This is a genomic window from Paenibacillus vietnamensis (genome assembly GCF_020169515.1).
In the GTDB taxonomy this organism is placed as follows: Bacteria; Bacillota; Bacilli; order Paenibacillales; family Paenibacillaceae; genus Pristimantibacillus; species Pristimantibacillus vietnamensis.
Genome location: NZ_JAHMHW010000002.1, coordinates 422,703 through 438,240 on the forward strand (window position 1 = coordinate 422,703; position 15,538 = coordinate 438,240).

The window sequence follows — 15,538 nt, forward strand, 5'->3', positions numbered from 1 at the left end:
TTTTAAAGAAGAACGATTACTGCTGAAAAGTAACGGTATTCTGCTGCGATATGAATGGAGGCTTCAGCGCATGAACTTATCCAGACCTAAGGATTACGCGGACGATCCCCCTTCCGGGACGCTGTTCGGCGGGCATTTCGACGAATCGGACGATTACCGGTACCGCAGGCCGAACGGCATGGACGATTGGCTGATCTTTTATACGATACAGGGAAACGGCTATTTAAAGACGGCCGAAGGCGAGAAGCGGTGCGATGCCGGACAGCTCGGTTTTCTGCGCGCAGGCGTTCCGCATGAGTACGGCACGGTGCCCGGAAGCCGCTGGAATTTTTATTGGGTGCATTTTCAAAAACTGCCTGAAATCGATTATTTGCCGCAAGAGGAAGCGATCGTGGCAGCAATTCCGGAGGGTCATATGCGGAGCCGTGTGGAACTTGCTTTCGAGAACATCCTCAGCGATTCGCGTGAGCGTTCGAGCTTCTGGCACTTGCTGTGCGAAACATCGCTGCGCGAGGTCATTCTGCTGGCTGCGCAGCAGCTGAATCAGCGGCTCGATCCGCGCATAGAGCATGCGCTGCAGTATTTGTCGCGTCATATGAGCGATTCGATCCGCATCGAGGATTTGGCCAAAGCCGTCGGACTGTCCGCTTCCCGTCTATCCCATCTGTTCAAGCAGGAGACCGGCGAGAGCGTGGTGGAGCATCTCAATAGGCTCCGGCTCCGGCAGGCTGCGCTGCTGATGGTCCATATGGGCCGCAACGCGTCCGAAGCCGCTCTCGACGTCGGCTTTAACAATTACAACCATTTTGCCGCTCTCTTTCGGGACATGTTCGGCTGCAGCCCGAGAAGCTACTTGAAGCAAGGCAGGACAGACTAAAAAGTGAATGTGCACACGTTGCATCTACTCAGGTCTCCTGCAAATGCCGAACTATAGCGGGCTGGGTTTACGGTAATGCGTGTATAGCATGATTGTGTAATTCTATGATTGAGCGCAGTAGTTTCGTCGTTGCCATGAGCAAGTATACAGCTTGATTGTTGTAACGGCCATAGAGGCCGCTTAGAGCGAATAGCAAGCAAGCGTATTCGGCTAACGGTCAGGAGTGAAGCTTAGGACGCTTTGAAGCAAGGTTTTCTTAATAGGTGTTCGTTAAGATGCAAGGACGACCGTTAGATTGGAGAGATAACGAAATGAGCTGTATAAGCGTCATTTTTGTCCATTAGATTTAAAGAACCATGCTCCTCCTGATCTCGCATCTGCATACAAAAAAGAACCGGACACATCCGTCCGGTTCATTCCTTATTTATGGCCGACGCTCGTTAAACGGTTTTCGCAGCCGATGTCAGATCCAGCCAATCCAGCTCCTCGCGCGTCAGCTTGATCAGCGAGCCGGCGTCGCAGGAATGCAGCTCCTCGGCCGTTTGCGCCCCGATCAATGCGCAGGTTGGGAACGGCTGGTTCAGCACGTAGGCCAAGGCGATCTGGATGGCGCTTACGCCTTTTTGCGCAGCCAGCTGCTTCGCCCGCTCCAGCCTCTCCCAGTTGTCGTCGCTGTAGAAGACGCGGACGAGATCCGCATTGTCCCGAACCTCCGGCGTAAATCTGCCCGTAAAAAATCCTCTCGCCTGCGAGGACCAGGACAGCAGAGGGAACTGCTGCTCCTCGTGCCAAGCGCAAGTTTCGGCATCCGCGCTTACGCAGCCCGACCAGAACGGTTCGTTCGCTTTCGCAAGGCTGAGGTTCGGGCTGCTGAACGTAAAGCCGACTAGCCCGTTTGCCGCGGCGTACTCGTTCGCTTCCTTGATGCGCTGCCAGGTCCAGTTCGAAACGCCGATCGCCTTGACCGCGCCGGACTTCACGTGCTCGTTTAAAATTTCGATAACTTCGCCCGCCGGAACAGCAGGATCGTCGCGATGGAGCCCGTACAGATCGATATAGTCCGTTTGCAGCCTCTTCAGGCTCGTCTCGAGATCCGACCGGATCGCTTCGCGGTTCACGCGCGGGCCTGTCCGGTCATGGTGCGCCCCTTTCGTCAGAATGACCATCTGCTCGCGGTTGCCCCGCTCCTTCATATACCGGCCGATCACCTCTTCGCTTTCGCCTCCGCAATAAATATGCGCCGTATCCAGCGAGTTTCCGCCGATCGCGAGGAAAGCGTCGAGATTGGCCGCCGCCTTCTCGTACGTGTTATGGAAGAAATAATCCGTTCCTTTCATCAAACGGGAAACCGGTTTTTCGCAGCCTTGAATGCTGATAAATTCCATTGCGCATGTCTCCTTTTTATCTCAAAAGTTAGATGATCACTCTTGAACGCTCGCGTGCCGACTTCAGGCAGGCGTCGATAATTCTCATGTTGCTGATTGCATCCGACGGCTCGTATTTCAGCGGCGTCCCGTTCAGGATCGCACCCGCCAAATGATCGGCCTGCAGCGTATATTGGTTCAAATTCGGCACCTCAACCTCGCGGCGCTCCCCGCGGGCGGTGACAAAGAAGTTGGCGCTGCCCGGCTCCCCGGTCACGAACGCCGACGGAACCTCGATGATGCCGTCCGTGCCTACGACCTCCAGCGGGTTGCGGAACGCCGCCCACATGCCGCAGTCGAAGGAAAGCGATACGGAGCCGCCGAATTCCAGCAGACCCGAAGCCATCATATCCACATCGTCATGCTCCGGAGAGAACAGCGCCTGCACGGTAACCGCTTCCGGTTCTTTCCCTAGCAGCAGCTTTGCTGCAGTAATCGGGTAGCAGCCTACGTCGTAGATGGAGCCGCCGCCCCATTCCTTGCGGTACCTGACATTGCCTTTATTCGCCGCATTGTTGAACGTAAAGGCGCTGCGGATGCCGCGGATTTCGCCGATTTCACCCGCGGCGATAATTTCCTGAATCCGGTCATAACGCGGGTGATAACGGTACATGAACGCTTCCGACAGCAGCACGCCGGCCTTTGCGCATGCTTCGGCCATCTCGGCTGCTTCCTTCTCCGTCAATGCCAGCGGCTTCTCGCATAAAATATGCTTGCCCGCCTCGGCGGCGCGGATCGTCCATTCCTTGTGCAAATGGTTCGGCAGCGGGATGTAGACAACGTCTATGGAATCGTCCTCCAGAAGCGCTTCGTAGCTGCTGTATGACACCGGTATTTGAAGCTCCTCCGCCGTTTTTTTCGCCTTGTCCGCATCCCGGCTTGCGATCGCGGCCGCCTCGTTTATTTCAGACAAATGCAGCCCCGGAATGACGGCTCTCCTCGCGATTCCGGCACAGCCCAAAATGCCCCATTTCAACTTTTTGACTGACATTTGATTATCACCTCGTTATTTATTTACGACTATATTGCGATTATAAGTCGATCTATTTAAAATTAAAATGATATTATTTTGTTTTAGTTTATAACAATATTGTCATCGAGGTGATTGCATGCAGCGGCAAAGCCATCTGCTTACGCTTCCGCATAATCCATTCTTTTGTTTTCCCGAATCCGTCGGAAACTATTGGGAGCAGCCCCAGCATTACACGCTTCGGGAAGCCGGTTCGCTGGGCAATTTCAACATCCACTACGTCGTTTCGGGCAAAGGCTTCGTCGAATGGGACGGCGAGGTGCACACGCTTGAGGCGGGCGAAGCCGTGCTTTATTTTCCGCTTCAAAGACAGCATTATTACAGCAGCAAGGATGATCCGTGGGATATCAGATGGGTGCATTTCTACGGGCACAGCTTGAAGGATTATATGATCGAACGCGGCTTTCACAAAAGCCAGCTGTGGACGATCCGCAACCGTTCCGCCTGGGAGACGGCACACGAGGAGCTGCTCGCCGAGGCCGAGACGCACCGGATGCTTCGTCCGTCACGGCTGTCCGCGCTGACCTACGCGATCCTTTCCGTATTCGTCGAGCAGGCCATCCCGCTGTCCGGCAGCAAATCCGTCTCGACCGCGAGCCGGATCGCCGAGCTGCTCCCCCTCATGCAGGAGAAAGCGGCTCAGCCGTTCATCCTGGAGTATTGGGCGGGCCAGGCGGGCGTCAGCCCGCATTATTTCTGCAAGCTGTTCCGCAGCGTCATGGAGATGACGCCCATGGATTTCATTACGCGCTGCAGGCTTCAGATGGCCAAGCAGTGGCTGCTCGAGCGCAAGGATGCGAACATCGGCCAGATTGCGGCCGACGCCGGCTATCCGAGCGTCAGCTATTTTAACAAACGATTCATGGAGCATGAGGGCATGACTCCGACGGTATACCGGCAATTATACGGGGTATAGGCTGCTGGCGAAGCTGCCGGACATTACGCAGCTGTCGCAATTTTAGAGTGAAATTGTCCTATTCTTATCGTATCCGCCCTTTTTTCGCTGTGGTACAGTAATCTTAATTCCAACACACCACACCGATACAAAGGAGTACCTCATGACAAAAACAATCCGAATCGGAATCATCGGCAGCGGCGGCATTGCGCGGGCACATGCATCCGCCTACAAACAGATCCCCGACGTAGAAATCGTAGCGGTTGCCGACAGCATAGCAGGCAAGGCTCAAAGCTTTATCGAGCAGGAGCAGCTGCTGCAGGCGGCTGCTTTTGACGATCACCGCAAGCTGCTTGAGCTGGAGCTCGACGGAGTCAGCGTATGTACGCCTAACTTCGCCCATCACGAAACCTCAATCAATGCGTTAAATGCCGGCAAGCATGTTCTGGTCGAAAAACCGATGTCGGTTACGCTTCAGCAATCCATCGATATGGCCCAGGCGGCGGAGCGCAGCGGCAAAATGCTGACCGTCGGCTTCCAGCCCCGGTACGACCCGAACATGGCCCTGATTAAAGAAATCGTGCAGACGGGCAAGCTCGGAGGCGTCTATTTCGTCGAGACGGGAGGCGGCAGGCGGCGGGGAATGCCTGGCGGCACCTTTATCCGCAAGGAGCTTGCCGGAGCCGGCGCGATGGCCGATATCGGCTGTTATTCGCTGGATATGGCGCTGAATGCGCTCGGCTATCCGAAGCCGCTGACCGTAACCGCCTATACGTCGAATCACTTCGGAACGAATCCGCGTTATCATAAGGAGTCGAATTTCTTTGATGTGGAGGACTTCGGCGTTGCCATGATCAGGCTGGAAGGCGATATCGTGCTCAATTACAAAATCAGCTGGGCGATGCATATGGATACGCTGGGGGCGACACTTTTCCTCGGAACCGAAGGCGGCCTCAAGGTTACACCGGCCGGCACCGGTCCGTGGAGCGGCGTTTGGGACGGAAGCGTCGGCAGCATGACACTGTATCACGACGCCGCAACCCAGCATGTCCAAACCGAAATCCCGGTTATCCAGCATGGTCTGAATCTGTTTGACGAGAAAGTGAAGGACTTTGCCAACGCGATCCGTTTCGATCGCCCGGCACCGATCCCGGGTGCGGAAATATTGTATAACCAGGCGATTATCGACGGGGTGCTCCGCTCGGCGGCAAGCAAACGAGAAGTAACGATCGATTTACCTTAATATACAGCAGAAAGACCGCTCGCCTGAGCGGTCTTCTTCGTTTGCGTTTCCTTACACCGATGAAATATAGCCGCCGCGGTTGCAATTTTTGGCGTAATTGATGATGGATTCGTACTGGCTCTTGGCAATGCGGCGCTCCGACATCGGAAGCTGCTGGTTTTTCACGATTTCGGCCAGCTTCTTTAACTGCTGCATTTCTTCAGGCGTTACTTTGACCGTGATTTTCCCCATGCGATCCGCCCTCCCAATTTCACTAATCAAATACAGGAAACGTAATGCTCCACTTCCATCTAGTGTCATTGTATTCATAAGCGCCGCATTATTTCTTGATTATTCATTCGGCATTCGCGGATTCTGTATGTCAAGCTCCTCCGGAAACAAATCGGCGAGCTCTTTGTTCTGCTTGCTCTTCAAATAGGACAAGCCCGCATAACCCGCCAAGAGCGAGGTGCTGATCACCGCGTAGGGATCGTCCGTACTCGCCATCGCAAGCGCGGTTTTGGCCAAAATGCCCGTGCCGATGGCGATCAGCAAATCGCCGAGAAAGCCAAGGTCGAAAAAAATCTTTTTTTTCGCGTTGCGCTGGTCTCTAAGGCCAAGAATGAAAATGATAAAATAATAGATCCGTTGAATCCATTTAAGCAGCCAGTTCGGGGAAAGCTTTAAGCCTTCCTCATCATATTCGATGACCAGCTTCGGCATTTCAACAATACCGTTTTTAACAAAATGGCCGATAAAGCCGCCGATAAAGCTCATCGAAATCGGCAGCCCGAACACTTGAATAAATTGCTGTACATTCCCGATCTCCATGGCCGTAACCACCCTTCAGCCCGCCTACCGTTGTGCGGCACAAAGTGCGCTTCTTCAACTGTATGCAGCTTTTTGGGGGTTAACCACCATTAATTTGTTTCCCTTCCGTCTTATCATCCTGATCCAATAGCTTGACGATCCGCCTCAGATGTCCGATATCCTCCGGAGAAAGCCGGTTCTGAATATACTTAACGACGATTTCGTCGTTGCCCTTGAATGTATCGGTGTAAAGCTTCCCATCCTCCGTCAGCTCAAGCTTGACGACGCGCCGGTCTTCCTGGCTGCGGTATCTGCGGATTAGCCCCCGTTCGCACAGCTTGTCGCCCATCAAGGTGACGGCGCCGGGAGTAATGAGCAGCAGATCAGCCAGCTCCGTCGATTTCATAGGGCTCTTGCGGTCCAAGAGCTGCAGCAGTCTCAGCTGATTGATCGAATATTCGTCCTTCATTTCTTTGCACCACTGGGTCTTCAGTTTTTTGAATACACCCTTCATAATCGGGAAAAGCTCTTTCCAATCTTCAGGATTGTCCACGCTGCAGCACCTCGAATCCGTACGCTTAGTTGACTGCCGCAACTTCGTCACTCTATAATTACGTTGGCAACCTAAATAAATAGCAAATGCTGCACCGGGGTGGAACCATAGTGAGTACCGATAAATACGAAAATGTCACACAGCTTATGGAAGTTTTCCAGCGCTTCGCGAAAGCCGACTGGCGCAAAAAAACGATAGACGGATTAAAACCAAGCGAAATTCGCGTTCTCGTACGACTGAAAAATAACCTTGATAACGGCGGTGCCAGCATGACTGTCTCCGAGCTTAGCAAAATACTTCAAGTGACGTCCCCGACCGTCACTCAAATGATCAACAGCCTGCTGGCTTCGGGGCATGTGAATCGATCGGCAGACCCGAGCGACCGGCGGATTACCGAAATTACGTTAACGGACAAGGGCTCCCGGTTCGCTGAAAAAGCACTTGAACGGTACCATGCGTTGTTCAAGGGTGTGATCGACCGGCTCGGAAAAGAGCAGAGCGATCAGCTGATCGTTACGTTAAACCAACTATTCGATTATTTGGAGTCGTACTCGTATAACGAGTGAAATCACACGGGGAATCCGATCCGGCTGCCGCCTTCGCGAATCCCCCGGACAGCCTGTTCTTAGCCGTTAGCTAAGAGCGGGCTTTTTTTGTGCGACCTCTATTTTTTCCGCTTCCGCAGGTGCCTTCGCTTTCGTATCGTTCGAAGTACGGAGCGGAATTTCCTTCAGGAACATGACTAGCACGAACGCTACGACAAGCAGAGTCATGCCAAACAAAAAGACGACGGTCAAGGAATCGCTGAGTACATTTCGGACCATCTCGATCGTATGGGTAAATAACGGCTGCAGCTGCTCCGGCAGCGATTGATGAAGCTGCTCCAGCTTAGGCTGATCAAGCAGCATCTGCGGGTTCAGGAAGCTCGCCAGCTGCTTGGCTTGCTCCGGCTCCAATTGGCTCAAATCGGGGCCTTCTCCAGCTTTGACGGCCGCATCCAGCTTGCTCGTCAGTGCGGTATTCATAACGGTTCCCATTACCGCGATGCCGATCGTGCCTCCTAAGTTGCGGAACAAAGTTGCCGTTGCCGTTGCTACGCCAAGATGAGTTGGAGATACCGCATTTTGAACGGTCAACGTAAATACCGGCATCGAGATGCCAAGGCCGATCCCGAATACGATCATCGCTGCGACCGCAACTCCGACGTTGTTCATAAAGGCCATCATAAGCATTCCGGCGACCATGAACGGTATACCGCTGACAGCGAACCGCTTGTACTTGCCGGATTTCGAAATCCAGCGGCCCGACAAGGTGCTGAGTACGATCATCGCGATCGACATCGGCATGTTGACGAAGCCCGAATATGTCGGCGAAATGCCGAGTACGCCCTGCACAAAGAACGGCAAATACATCATGGCGCCCATCATGCCGGCGTTCATTAGAAATCCGATTGAATTGGAAATCGTGACAATGCCGTTCTTAAACAACGACAAGGGCAGTACCGGGCTTTTTGCCTTTCGCTCGACAAGAATAAGAATAATGAGGAACACGGCCGACGACGCCAATAGACCGATAATCTGCGGCGAAGCCCATTCATATTTCGTGCCTGCCCAGGAAAAGCCGAGCAACAGGGCGACAATCGTCAAAGATAAGAAAAGCGAGCCCATGTAATCGATCGATTCCGACGTCTTGCGCGCTGTTTTCGGAAACATGGACCAGATCATCGCAAAGGCGACGATGCCTAGGGGAAGAAAGATCCAAAAAATCCATTTCCACGCGATGTGATCGACCATAAAGCCTCCAAGCGTCGGTCCGATGACGCTGGAGAAGCCGAATATCGCCATCATCACGCCGGTCCATTTCGCCCGTTCCCTGGGTGCGAATAAGTCGCCTACGGCCGTCACGGTTGCGGACATCAGAATGCCGCCGCCAATGCCCTGAATGCCCCGGTAGGTGATCATTTGGAAAATCGTTGCCGACGTTCCGCACAGAAAAGCGCCGGCCATAAACGTAACGATACCGACCAGCAGGAAAGGCTTCCTGCCGTAAATGTCGGAAAGCTTGCCGACCAGAACCGTCGCGATCGTCGAGGTAAGCATATAAATCGTAATCACCCATGTATAATATTCGATGCCGCCCAGCATCGCAATAATGCGCGGCATCGCCGTGCTGACGATCGTCTGGTTGATCGCTGCAAAAAACATTGCCGCCATCAGCGCCATCATAATCGTCACTTTCTTCTTGTGCGTCAGCTGCTCCATTATGCATGCACTCCTATCCATACTGATATATAATTTCCGTTCAGCAGCTGAACTATTAATTGTTCAATAGTTAGGTTGCCTACCTATTTGTTAATGTTACAATAACTTTAGTACTAAAACAACTGTCAATTTTGTGCCGGCTTTCCGGTTTGGTTTAAAACGCGCATAAAAAAAAAGCGGGACGGCGTGCACACCGTCCCGCTTTATCTATATTAATCACCCACCGGGAACCAGCCCGGCGAATGAACGATGGCATTCCAGAGCGGTGTCGGCACAACCAGCCTCTCCTGATCCTTTCTGCTCAGCGTCGTTTGAATTTCCGATTCCTTGCCTGCAGCCGTTTTCTCGACCCAATCCGGATCCACGATCAGCTCACGGCCGAGAGCCACAAGCGGGATGCCTGTTTCAAGCGCTTTAACCGCGTCGTCCGGCGTGTGAATTGACCCTACACCGATCACTGGAACCCGGCTGCCGACGCGCTCCTGTATCCATTCGATGCGCGCTTTGTTCTCATCGGCGCCGCGCGCCGGCTTCGACCAGAAATCGAAGAGGGAGACATGCAAATAATCCAGCTCCTTGGCGGCCAGCTCGTCAATCAGTCGGAACGTATCCTCCATCGTGATTCCCGGCGTTGTCGACTCCTCCGGCGAGAACCGGTAGCCGACAAGAAACGGCCCCTTGGCGTACAGCGCTGCGGCCCGTTTGACTTCGTCCACGACGGCCAGCGGGAATTTCAATCGGTTGTCGATGCTGCCGCCCCACTCGTCCTCGCGGGTATTGGCATGCGGGGAGAAAAATTGCTGCAGCAAATATCCGTTTGCGCCGTGGATTTCCACGCCGTCAAAGCCGGCCGCAACGGCACGTCTCGTCGTCTCCCCGAAATCGCGGATAATCGCTTCGATTTCATCCTTCCGAAGCGCTCTCGGGGTTACGCTCGCGTTCTGAACCGATGCCACATCGCTGGCGCCGACGACGTCTCCATCAGGAACTAGCGCCGGCGGGCATTCTCTTCCTCCATGGAAAATTTGCAGGATCGCCTTGGCCCCTTTTTCTTTTATTCTCGCAGCCAGCTTTGTGAGCCCCGGAATCATATCGTCGGAATCGCCGGCAAACTCGCCTTTAAAGCCTTTGCCGTTAGGGGACACAAAAATGCAGGCCGTAATGGCGAGTCCGGCGCCTCCGGTTCTACGGGCGTAATAGGCAAGCTCCTCCTCGGATACGGTTCCGTCTTCGTTCGATGAGAAGTGGGTCATCGGCGCCAGCACGATCCGATTTTTAAGCATGACTCCGTTTTTGAACGTGTATTCCTCAAACAAAGATTTATAATTTGGATTCATCGTCGGCATCTCTCCTGTATCTCTAATAGAATAAGTCTAACTGTAACTTTTTTTGTTACTGTAATATTAGATGATACAGTTAGAACTGTCAAGAAGTGATTTTCGTACCCCGCTACATTTCCTTTACACCCTGTGACTGCCGACTCAGCTTTTGGCCGCTGCGGCTGCGGGCCAAACTGAAAGAAGTAAAATACAAGGCGCCGACAATAAGAGACAAAAAGGCCAGACCTGCAAAAATATTGCTGTACAGTCCTGCGCTGCCGAACATGGCAAACGGATTGAGCTGCAGCGTCGTTTCTTTGGCATCAAGCATTTTGCCGATGACGCTTGTAATCATCGCTCCCGATATGAAATTGAGCAGCGACATCAGCCCCATGCCGATTCCGACCTGCTCCTTGGCGAGCGTTGACGAAATTGTGTTCGACATTGCTATCTGCATAAATGTCTGACCGATATTGCCGAATAGGAGAAGAAAAACAATAACATAAGGAGATATCCCTACGAGCGTTGAGAGCAGAACAAAACAAACGAAACACAAGGTAAGCGCGATATAGACCAGGAACGAATTTCCCCGCGAATCCGCCAGCTTGCCGCCCTTGCGCCCCATAAACGCAGAGGTGATCGCAGCCGGGAACATGACCAGCCCGATAACCGCCGGCGTAAGGCCGTTCAGTCCCGTTAAAAATTGCGGCGTCAAAAAAGGCATGCCGAAGCTCATCGACGTGGCCAAAAACGTGATGCCGAGTCCGAAGGAATACTTCCGGTTCGCGAACAGCTTCGGCTGGATAAAGGGTTCTGCAGCCGTTCTGATCCGGATGACGAACAGCGCAAGCAGCACGAGCCCGGCGAGGGCAAACCATCCATTCGCTTGCGAGATGGAAAGCAGCAGCAGCGCCACCGTCCCGCCTAGCAGCATACCGCCCAGCAAATCGTTTCTTTGGTCTTTTCCGCGGTCGTCATTTAAATATTTTCGGAAAAATGGCAACGCAAGCAGCGGCATCACCGATAGCAGAAACAAAAATCTCCAGCTGGCGAAGCTTGTGATTAACCCGGAAACAATGGGCGCAAACGCGGTTCCGAGTGCCAGACCGGAGGCCATCGTCCCAAGCGCCCTTCCTCTCTTCTCCGGCGGGAAATAACGTACGGGCACGATCATAGCCGTAGCCGGAATGACCGCAGCACCGCAGGCTTGCAGCAGCCGGCCCAGCACGATCAGCCAATAAGTGCCGGCTGACAATCCGATTACCGAACCAAGCGCAAAAAAAATCAATCCGAACGTCAGCAAATCCTTCAGCCGGTATTTGTCCGCAAGCTTTCCGTATGTAACGGAGCCGACGGCATAAATGATCATGTAGCCGGTTAGCAGCCAGCTCACCTGCGACGGTGTGATGTCGAACTCCTTGCTGATTACGGGCATAACCACGTTGAACATCGATGCGTTCATCACAGAAAATACTAACGTAAACGCTAATATTCTCAATAGCTTCTCGCCTCTATGGGCGTTTTCCTCAGCTTCCATCGTTTCAAGCCACCTTTCGATCTTTACATTTAGTTTGAATTCCAACTACTTGAGGAAAAAAATAACCGTCACAGGAACGGCTTTATTTTTATTCGTAAGATGACAAAATTTTGCTGAGCAGAGCTTGCAGCGTGCGGGATTCCTCCAACGTAAGCTGCTCATTCGCAGGCGCCTTCGCCCTGTTCACCGCAGCCGAGCATTGCTTATATAAGTCGCGGCCTTGCTCCGTCAAATAAATTTGCTTCCTTCTCGCGTCCTTGGCGTGATCGCGGCGCACGACCCATCCCCGCTTAGCCATGCCGTTAACGAGGCTCGTCACACTGGATTTATCGATGAACAGCTGCTCCTCCATATCCGCATTTGTCGCTCCCGGAGTCATCTCAAGCAGATGCAGTGCCTGAGACTGCTGCGGAGTAAGGCCCAGCGGCCGCAATTCCGTCTCGATCCGCCGGCGAATCGCCATGAATGTCAGCTTAATCAATACCGTATTGTTCTCCTCATGCTCCCAAGGAAAACGGACCGGCGTGCAAGGCGTAGATTTCAATTGATATCCTCCCGATTTAGTTTGAATTCAAACAAGATCGTAACGCCATTTGTTATTTTTGTCAATCCGAAGCTTCCCGGCTGCTGTTTCAGCTGGGCCGAATACGGTTATAAGCATATTAATATTCATTCGAAATAATTGAGAACCGATAGGGGGACAACCAAATGGAATACATTTTGAACAAAGCTTATCGCAATGAAGAGGTCAATTTCGACAACAATCATTATATCGGCTGCTCGTTTACGAACTGCACCATTCATATTTCTTCCTTGAATTTCAATTACGACCGCTGCACGTTCAAGGGAACGAAATTCAAGCTGAGCCGCGAGCTGTTCATGCTGCGTAAAGTTTACTCGCTGCTGCCGTCCTCGATCCATATGGTGCTGCGGGCGTGACAGTATCAGACAAACGCGCGTAGAAGCCGGGCTGCCCTGTGGCGGTCCGGCTTTTTTCTAGTAAAAAAAGCTGGCGGCTCTGCTCACGTTGCTTCCCAAACCTCCGACAGATCAGGTAGATACGCCTTCACGGCTTTCTCGAACGCCTCATCGGCTAACATGTCCCCGTATTCCCCTTTCGCTGGTTCGTACTGGCATTTTAGCAAGGGAATATGAACTAACTGTGAATGACTGGACGATGACGGGAAGAGGGAAGTCAGACAGTTATAAAATAAAACCGCATGCCCGAAGCATGCGGCCGTACTCTATGAGCTTTAAAGTACCAGCCTACCGCCCGGCTTAACCACCTGTCCTCTAATCCCTTTCTCTTCCAAACGCGAAACAAATCGTTCCGCTTCCTGTCGGATAACCGGAAAGGTGTCGTAATGAACCGGTACGACAAGCTTCGCGCCGAACCATTCGGCCGCTTGGAGGGCGTCGTCCGGCCCCATTGTATAATGGTCGCCGATCGGAATAAACGCGACGTCGATCGAATGGCGTTCGCCGATCATTTTCATATCTCCGAATAAAGCCGTATCCCCTGCGTGAAGGACGGTCATTCCCCCCATCGCGACGATATATCCTGCCGGCATGCCGGCGTACAAAATTTGCTGTTTTTCCTCAATGACGATGCCGGAGGAATGGAAGGCTTGGATCATTTTAACCTTTGCGAATCCGAGATCAAGCGTTCCTCCTATATTCATGCCGATCGTTTTGACGCCTTTCCAGGACATATAGGCAGCCAGCTCCACGATGGAGACGACAGGCGCGTCGTTGTTTTTGGCGATCGCATCGGCATCCAGAATGTGGTCGGTGTGCGCATGCGTAAGCAGGACGGCATCGACGGAAATATCTTCAGGCTTCGTTACCGCCAGCTCGTTGCCTCTTAGAAACGGATCGATAATCAGCGAATTTGTTCCGTCCGACAGCTGAATGCATGAATGACCATGAAATACGATTTCCAAAATAAAATCCTCCTTCGGTAATTAGGCTTTAATCCAACGTCTTTCCGGTTTACTATACCATATTTTGGCCTGGGGGCTAAAATTTCCGGTTCCGGAAGCGCGAAAGCCGCGTTCCGTGAACGCGGCTTTCGGTATCGGCGATTCGGTTACGCCGGAATAATTTCGGATTCAGAGGAAGTACCGGCCGGTACATAATCTTCAATGGCGATGACCGAAATTTCGCCGTTCGGTCTGCCGACGACCGCACCGTCCTCAATGACGCTGCCTTCGCCGATAATCGCCCTGTAAATGGTAACGTCGTTGCCGATTTTTACATTCGGCATAATAATGCTCTCATGAATTTCGCAGCCTTCTCCAATATGTACGCCGCCAAAAATGACGGAACGGGATACCATGCCTTCTACCATGCTTCCCGGATGAATCAGCGTGTCATCAAATTCGGTAACCTGTGTGACGGCATCCGCTTCCGCCTTCAGCTTGTCGCTCGAGTACATCGGCCAGTGCTTCGCGTTCAGCGAAATTTCGCCGTCCAGCACTTCCATATGCGCTTCCCAAAGGCTTTCGATCGTGCCGACATCGCGCCAATAACCTTGGAACGGATAAGCGTACACGCTCGTTTTGTCTGCTAGCATCTTAGGAATGACATCTTTACCGAAATCGTGACTGGATTTTGCGTTTACAGCATCCGCCAGCAAATATCGCCTCAAGTACGACCAGCGGAACATATAAATGCCCATCGAAGCCAAATTGCTTTCGGGATTTTCCGGTTTTTCAACAAAATCAGTAATTTTATAGCTCTTATCCACATTCATAATACCGAATTGATGCGCGTCCTTCCATGGGACGCGTTTTACGGAAATCGTCGCTTCCGCTCCGCTCTCCTCGTGGAACTTTAGCATCGCGTTGTAATCCATTTGATAGACATGATCGCCGGAGAGAATCAAAACATGCTCCGGATTTTGCTCTTCTATGTACTCCAAATTTTTGTAGATGGCATCCGCAGTGCCCGTGTATAAGCCGCCGCCAAACTCATCCGCTTCCAGCAAGCTTATCTCTGTGTCTTTGTCACCCGTCCAAAATCTGCCGTCATTAATGTGGGAATGCAGCGATTCCGCCTTGTACTGTGTCAATACCCCAATCGTTTGGATCCCCGAATTCACGCAATTGCTTAGCGGAAAATCGATTATTCGGTATTGTCCTCCAAACGGAACCGCCGGCTTAGCGAGCTTTTGCGTTAGCGGAGCAAGCCGTTTTCCTTCGCCGCCTGCAAGTAACATAGCCACACACTTCTTTTGAGTCACACGGATCATCCCCTCTATTTCATTTTGTTAGCTCCTAAGCCACAATGAGAAACTCAATGAAAATACTAACAAAAGAAAGATACGATGTTTGTCAGAAACTCGTGCAGTTGCGCATGTATTTATCGACATGAAAAAAGAGAGAAACCGCAAGGGTTTTTCCCTTTTTGCAGGTAAAAATGCCTATGGCGTCGTGACGAAAACGAGATATTTTCCGCATCGATTCGACATCAATTTTTCGACATCTTTGAAACCTCGGCGTTTAAAGAGACTATTAACCGTCAGACAGCCAACGTGAACGGTGATCCGGCGCCGGTGTCCGGCACCCGTTCCTGTCAGCAAGCACGGCGGTAATTGATAAGCGGGTGA

General features: G+C 52.3%; 16 protein-coding genes. 5 read left to right on the top strand and 11 right to left on the bottom strand.

Going from position 1 to position 15,538, the window contains the following annotated elements:
- Window positions 1-70 precede the first annotated feature (70 nt).
- Entirely contained in the window at window positions 71-877 is an 807-nt protein-coding gene (locus KP806_RS07010) for a helix-turn-helix domain-containing protein (RefSeq protein WP_224722857.1), read from the top strand.
- Between the two features lie 440 nt (window positions 878-1,317).
- On the opposite strand, the gene KP806_RS07015 is transcribed toward KP806_RS07010, so the two are convergent.
- Together KP806_RS07015 and KP806_RS07020 are read right to left on the bottom strand one after the other, a co-directional pair.
- Complete coding sequence (locus KP806_RS07015) at window positions 1,318-2,262, bottom strand: aldo/keto reductase (RefSeq protein ID WP_224722858.1); 945 nt, start codon at window positions 2,260-2,262, stop codon at window positions 1,318-1,320.
- A gap of 28 nt (window positions 2,263-2,290) precedes the next feature.
- Window positions 2,291-3,292 (bottom strand): Gfo/Idh/MocA family protein, encoded by a 1,002-nt coding sequence (locus KP806_RS07020; RefSeq protein ID WP_224722859.1) that lies wholly within the window; start codon window positions 3,290-3,292, stop codon window positions 2,291-2,293.
- A 118-nt stretch (window positions 3,293-3,410) separates the two neighbouring features.
- Here KP806_RS07020 and KP806_RS07025 point away from each other — a divergent pair, with 118 nt between their 5' ends.
- Together KP806_RS07025 and KP806_RS07030 are read left to right on the top strand one after the other, a co-directional pair.
- The gene (locus tag KP806_RS07025) at window positions 3,411-4,247 is read left to right on the top strand and encodes a helix-turn-helix transcriptional regulator (protein ID WP_224722860.1); all 837 of its coding nucleotides are present in this window, start codon (window positions 3,411-3,413) and stop codon (window positions 4,245-4,247) included.
- A 142-nt stretch (window positions 4,248-4,389) separates the two neighbouring features.
- Window positions 4,390-5,469, top strand: a complete 1,080-nt coding sequence (locus KP806_RS07030; RefSeq protein WP_224722861.1) for a Gfo/Idh/MocA family protein — start codon at window positions 4,390-4,392, stop codon at window positions 5,467-5,469.
- 51 nt (window positions 5,470-5,520) lie between these two features.
- On the opposite strand, the gene KP806_RS07035 is transcribed toward KP806_RS07030, so the two are convergent.
- From KP806_RS07035 to KP806_RS07045, 3 genes are all read right to left on the bottom strand, one after another.
- The gene (locus tag KP806_RS07035) at window positions 5,521-5,700 is read right to left on the bottom strand and encodes a hypothetical protein (RefSeq protein WP_224722862.1); all 180 of its coding nucleotides are present in this window, start codon (window positions 5,698-5,700) and stop codon (window positions 5,521-5,523) included.
- A 99-nt stretch (window positions 5,701-5,799) separates the two neighbouring features.
- Entirely contained in the window at window positions 5,800-6,279 is a 480-nt protein-coding gene (locus tag KP806_RS07040; protein ID WP_224722863.1) for a hypothetical protein, read from the bottom strand.
- Between the two features lie 79 nt (window positions 6,280-6,358).
- The gene (locus KP806_RS07045) at window positions 6,359-6,811 is read right to left on the bottom strand and encodes a MarR family winged helix-turn-helix transcriptional regulator (protein WP_224722864.1); all 453 of its coding nucleotides are present in this window, start codon (window positions 6,809-6,811) and stop codon (window positions 6,359-6,361) included.
- A gap of 110 nt (window positions 6,812-6,921) precedes the next feature.
- Here KP806_RS07045 and KP806_RS07050 point away from each other — a divergent pair, with 110 nt between their 5' ends.
- Window positions 6,922-7,377 carry a MarR family winged helix-turn-helix transcriptional regulator gene (locus tag KP806_RS07050; RefSeq protein WP_224722865.1) on the top strand — a complete coding sequence of 152 codons (456 nt, stop codon included), beginning with the start codon at window positions 6,922-6,924 and terminating at the stop codon, window positions 7,375-7,377.
- Window positions 7,378-7,443: 66 nt separating this feature from the next.
- Here KP806_RS07050 and KP806_RS07055 read toward each other — a convergent pair whose 3' ends face one another.
- The 4 genes from KP806_RS07055 to KP806_RS07070 all read right to left on the bottom strand — a co-directional run bounded on the left by KP806_RS07055 (window position 7,444) and on the right by KP806_RS07070 (window position 12,472).
- Complete coding sequence (locus KP806_RS07055; RefSeq protein ID WP_224722866.1) at window positions 7,444-9,072, bottom strand: MDR family MFS transporter; 1,629 nt, start codon at window positions 9,070-9,072, stop codon at window positions 7,444-7,446.
- Window positions 9,073-9,284: 212 nt separating this feature from the next.
- The gene (locus KP806_RS07060; RefSeq protein ID WP_224722867.1) at window positions 9,285-10,409 is read right to left on the bottom strand and encodes an NADH-dependent flavin oxidoreductase; all 1,125 of its coding nucleotides are present in this window, start codon (window positions 10,407-10,409) and stop codon (window positions 9,285-9,287) included.
- Between the two features lie 112 nt (window positions 10,410-10,521).
- Complete coding sequence (locus KP806_RS07065; protein ID WP_224722868.1) at window positions 10,522-11,928, bottom strand: MFS transporter; 1,407 nt, start codon at window positions 11,926-11,928, stop codon at window positions 10,522-10,524.
- 88 nt (window positions 11,929-12,016) lie between these two features.
- The gene (locus KP806_RS07070; RefSeq protein WP_224722869.1) at window positions 12,017-12,472 is read right to left on the bottom strand and encodes a MarR family winged helix-turn-helix transcriptional regulator; all 456 of its coding nucleotides are present in this window, start codon (window positions 12,470-12,472) and stop codon (window positions 12,017-12,019) included.
- Window positions 12,473-12,636: 164 nt separating this feature from the next.
- Between KP806_RS07070 and KP806_RS07075 the strand changes: the two genes are divergently transcribed.
- Window positions 12,637-12,867, top strand: coding sequence for a hypothetical protein (locus KP806_RS07075; RefSeq protein ID WP_224722870.1), 231 nt, complete (start codon window positions 12,637-12,639; stop codon window positions 12,865-12,867).
- A gap of 314 nt (window positions 12,868-13,181) precedes the next feature.
- Here KP806_RS07075 and KP806_RS07080 read toward each other — a convergent pair whose 3' ends face one another.
- Both KP806_RS07080 and KP806_RS07085 read right to left on the bottom strand, forming a co-directional pair.
- Window positions 13,182-13,871 (bottom strand): metal-dependent hydrolase, encoded by a 690-nt coding sequence (locus KP806_RS07080; protein ID WP_224722871.1) that lies wholly within the window; start codon window positions 13,869-13,871, stop codon window positions 13,182-13,184.
- A gap of 146 nt (window positions 13,872-14,017) precedes the next feature.
- Entirely contained in the window at window positions 14,018-15,172 is a 1,155-nt protein-coding gene (locus KP806_RS07085) for a glucose-1-phosphate adenylyltransferase (protein WP_224722872.1), read from the bottom strand.
- Window positions 15,173-15,538 lie beyond the last annotated feature (366 nt).

What these genes read in the sequence shown, in the direction of transcription:
- KP806_RS07055 (WP_224722866.1), bottom strand. Translation starts at nt 9,072, where the DNA reads ATGGAGCAGCTGACGCACAAGAAGAAAGTGACGATTATGATGGCGCTG.
- KP806_RS07065 (WP_224722868.1), bottom strand. Translation starts at nt 11,928, where the DNA reads ATGGAAGCTGAGGAAAACGCCCATAGAGGCGAGAAGCTATTGAGAATA.
- KP806_RS07020 (WP_224722859.1), bottom strand. Translation starts at nt 3,292, where the DNA reads ATGTCAGTCAAAAAGTTGAAATGGGGCATTTTGGGCTGTGCCGGAATC.
- KP806_RS07035 (WP_224722862.1), bottom strand. Translation starts at nt 5,700, where the DNA reads ATGGGGAAAATCACGGTCAAAGTAACGCCTGAAGAAATGCAGCAGTTA.
- KP806_RS07030 (WP_224722861.1), top strand. Translation starts at nt 4,390, where the DNA reads ATGACAAAAACAATCCGAATCGGAATCATCGGCAGCGGCGGCATTGCG.
- KP806_RS07010 (WP_224722857.1), top strand. Translation starts at nt 71, where the DNA reads ATGAACTTATCCAGACCTAAGGATTACGCGGACGATCCCCCTTCCGGG.
- KP806_RS07075 (WP_224722870.1), top strand. Translation starts at nt 12,637, where the DNA reads ATGGAATACATTTTGAACAAAGCTTATCGCAATGAAGAGGTCAATTTC.
- KP806_RS07025 (WP_224722860.1), top strand. Translation starts at nt 3,411, where the DNA reads ATGCAGCGGCAAAGCCATCTGCTTACGCTTCCGCATAATCCATTCTTT.
- KP806_RS07040 (WP_224722863.1), bottom strand. Translation starts at nt 6,279, where the DNA reads ATGGAGATCGGGAATGTACAGCAATTTATTCAAGTGTTCGGGCTGCCG.
- KP806_RS07060 (WP_224722867.1), bottom strand. Translation starts at nt 10,409, where the DNA reads ATGAATCCAAATTATAAATCTTTGTTTGAGGAATACACGTTCAAAAAC.
- KP806_RS07015 (WP_224722858.1), bottom strand. Translation starts at nt 2,262, where the DNA reads ATGGAATTTATCAGCATTCAAGGCTGCGAAAAACCGGTTTCCCGTTTG.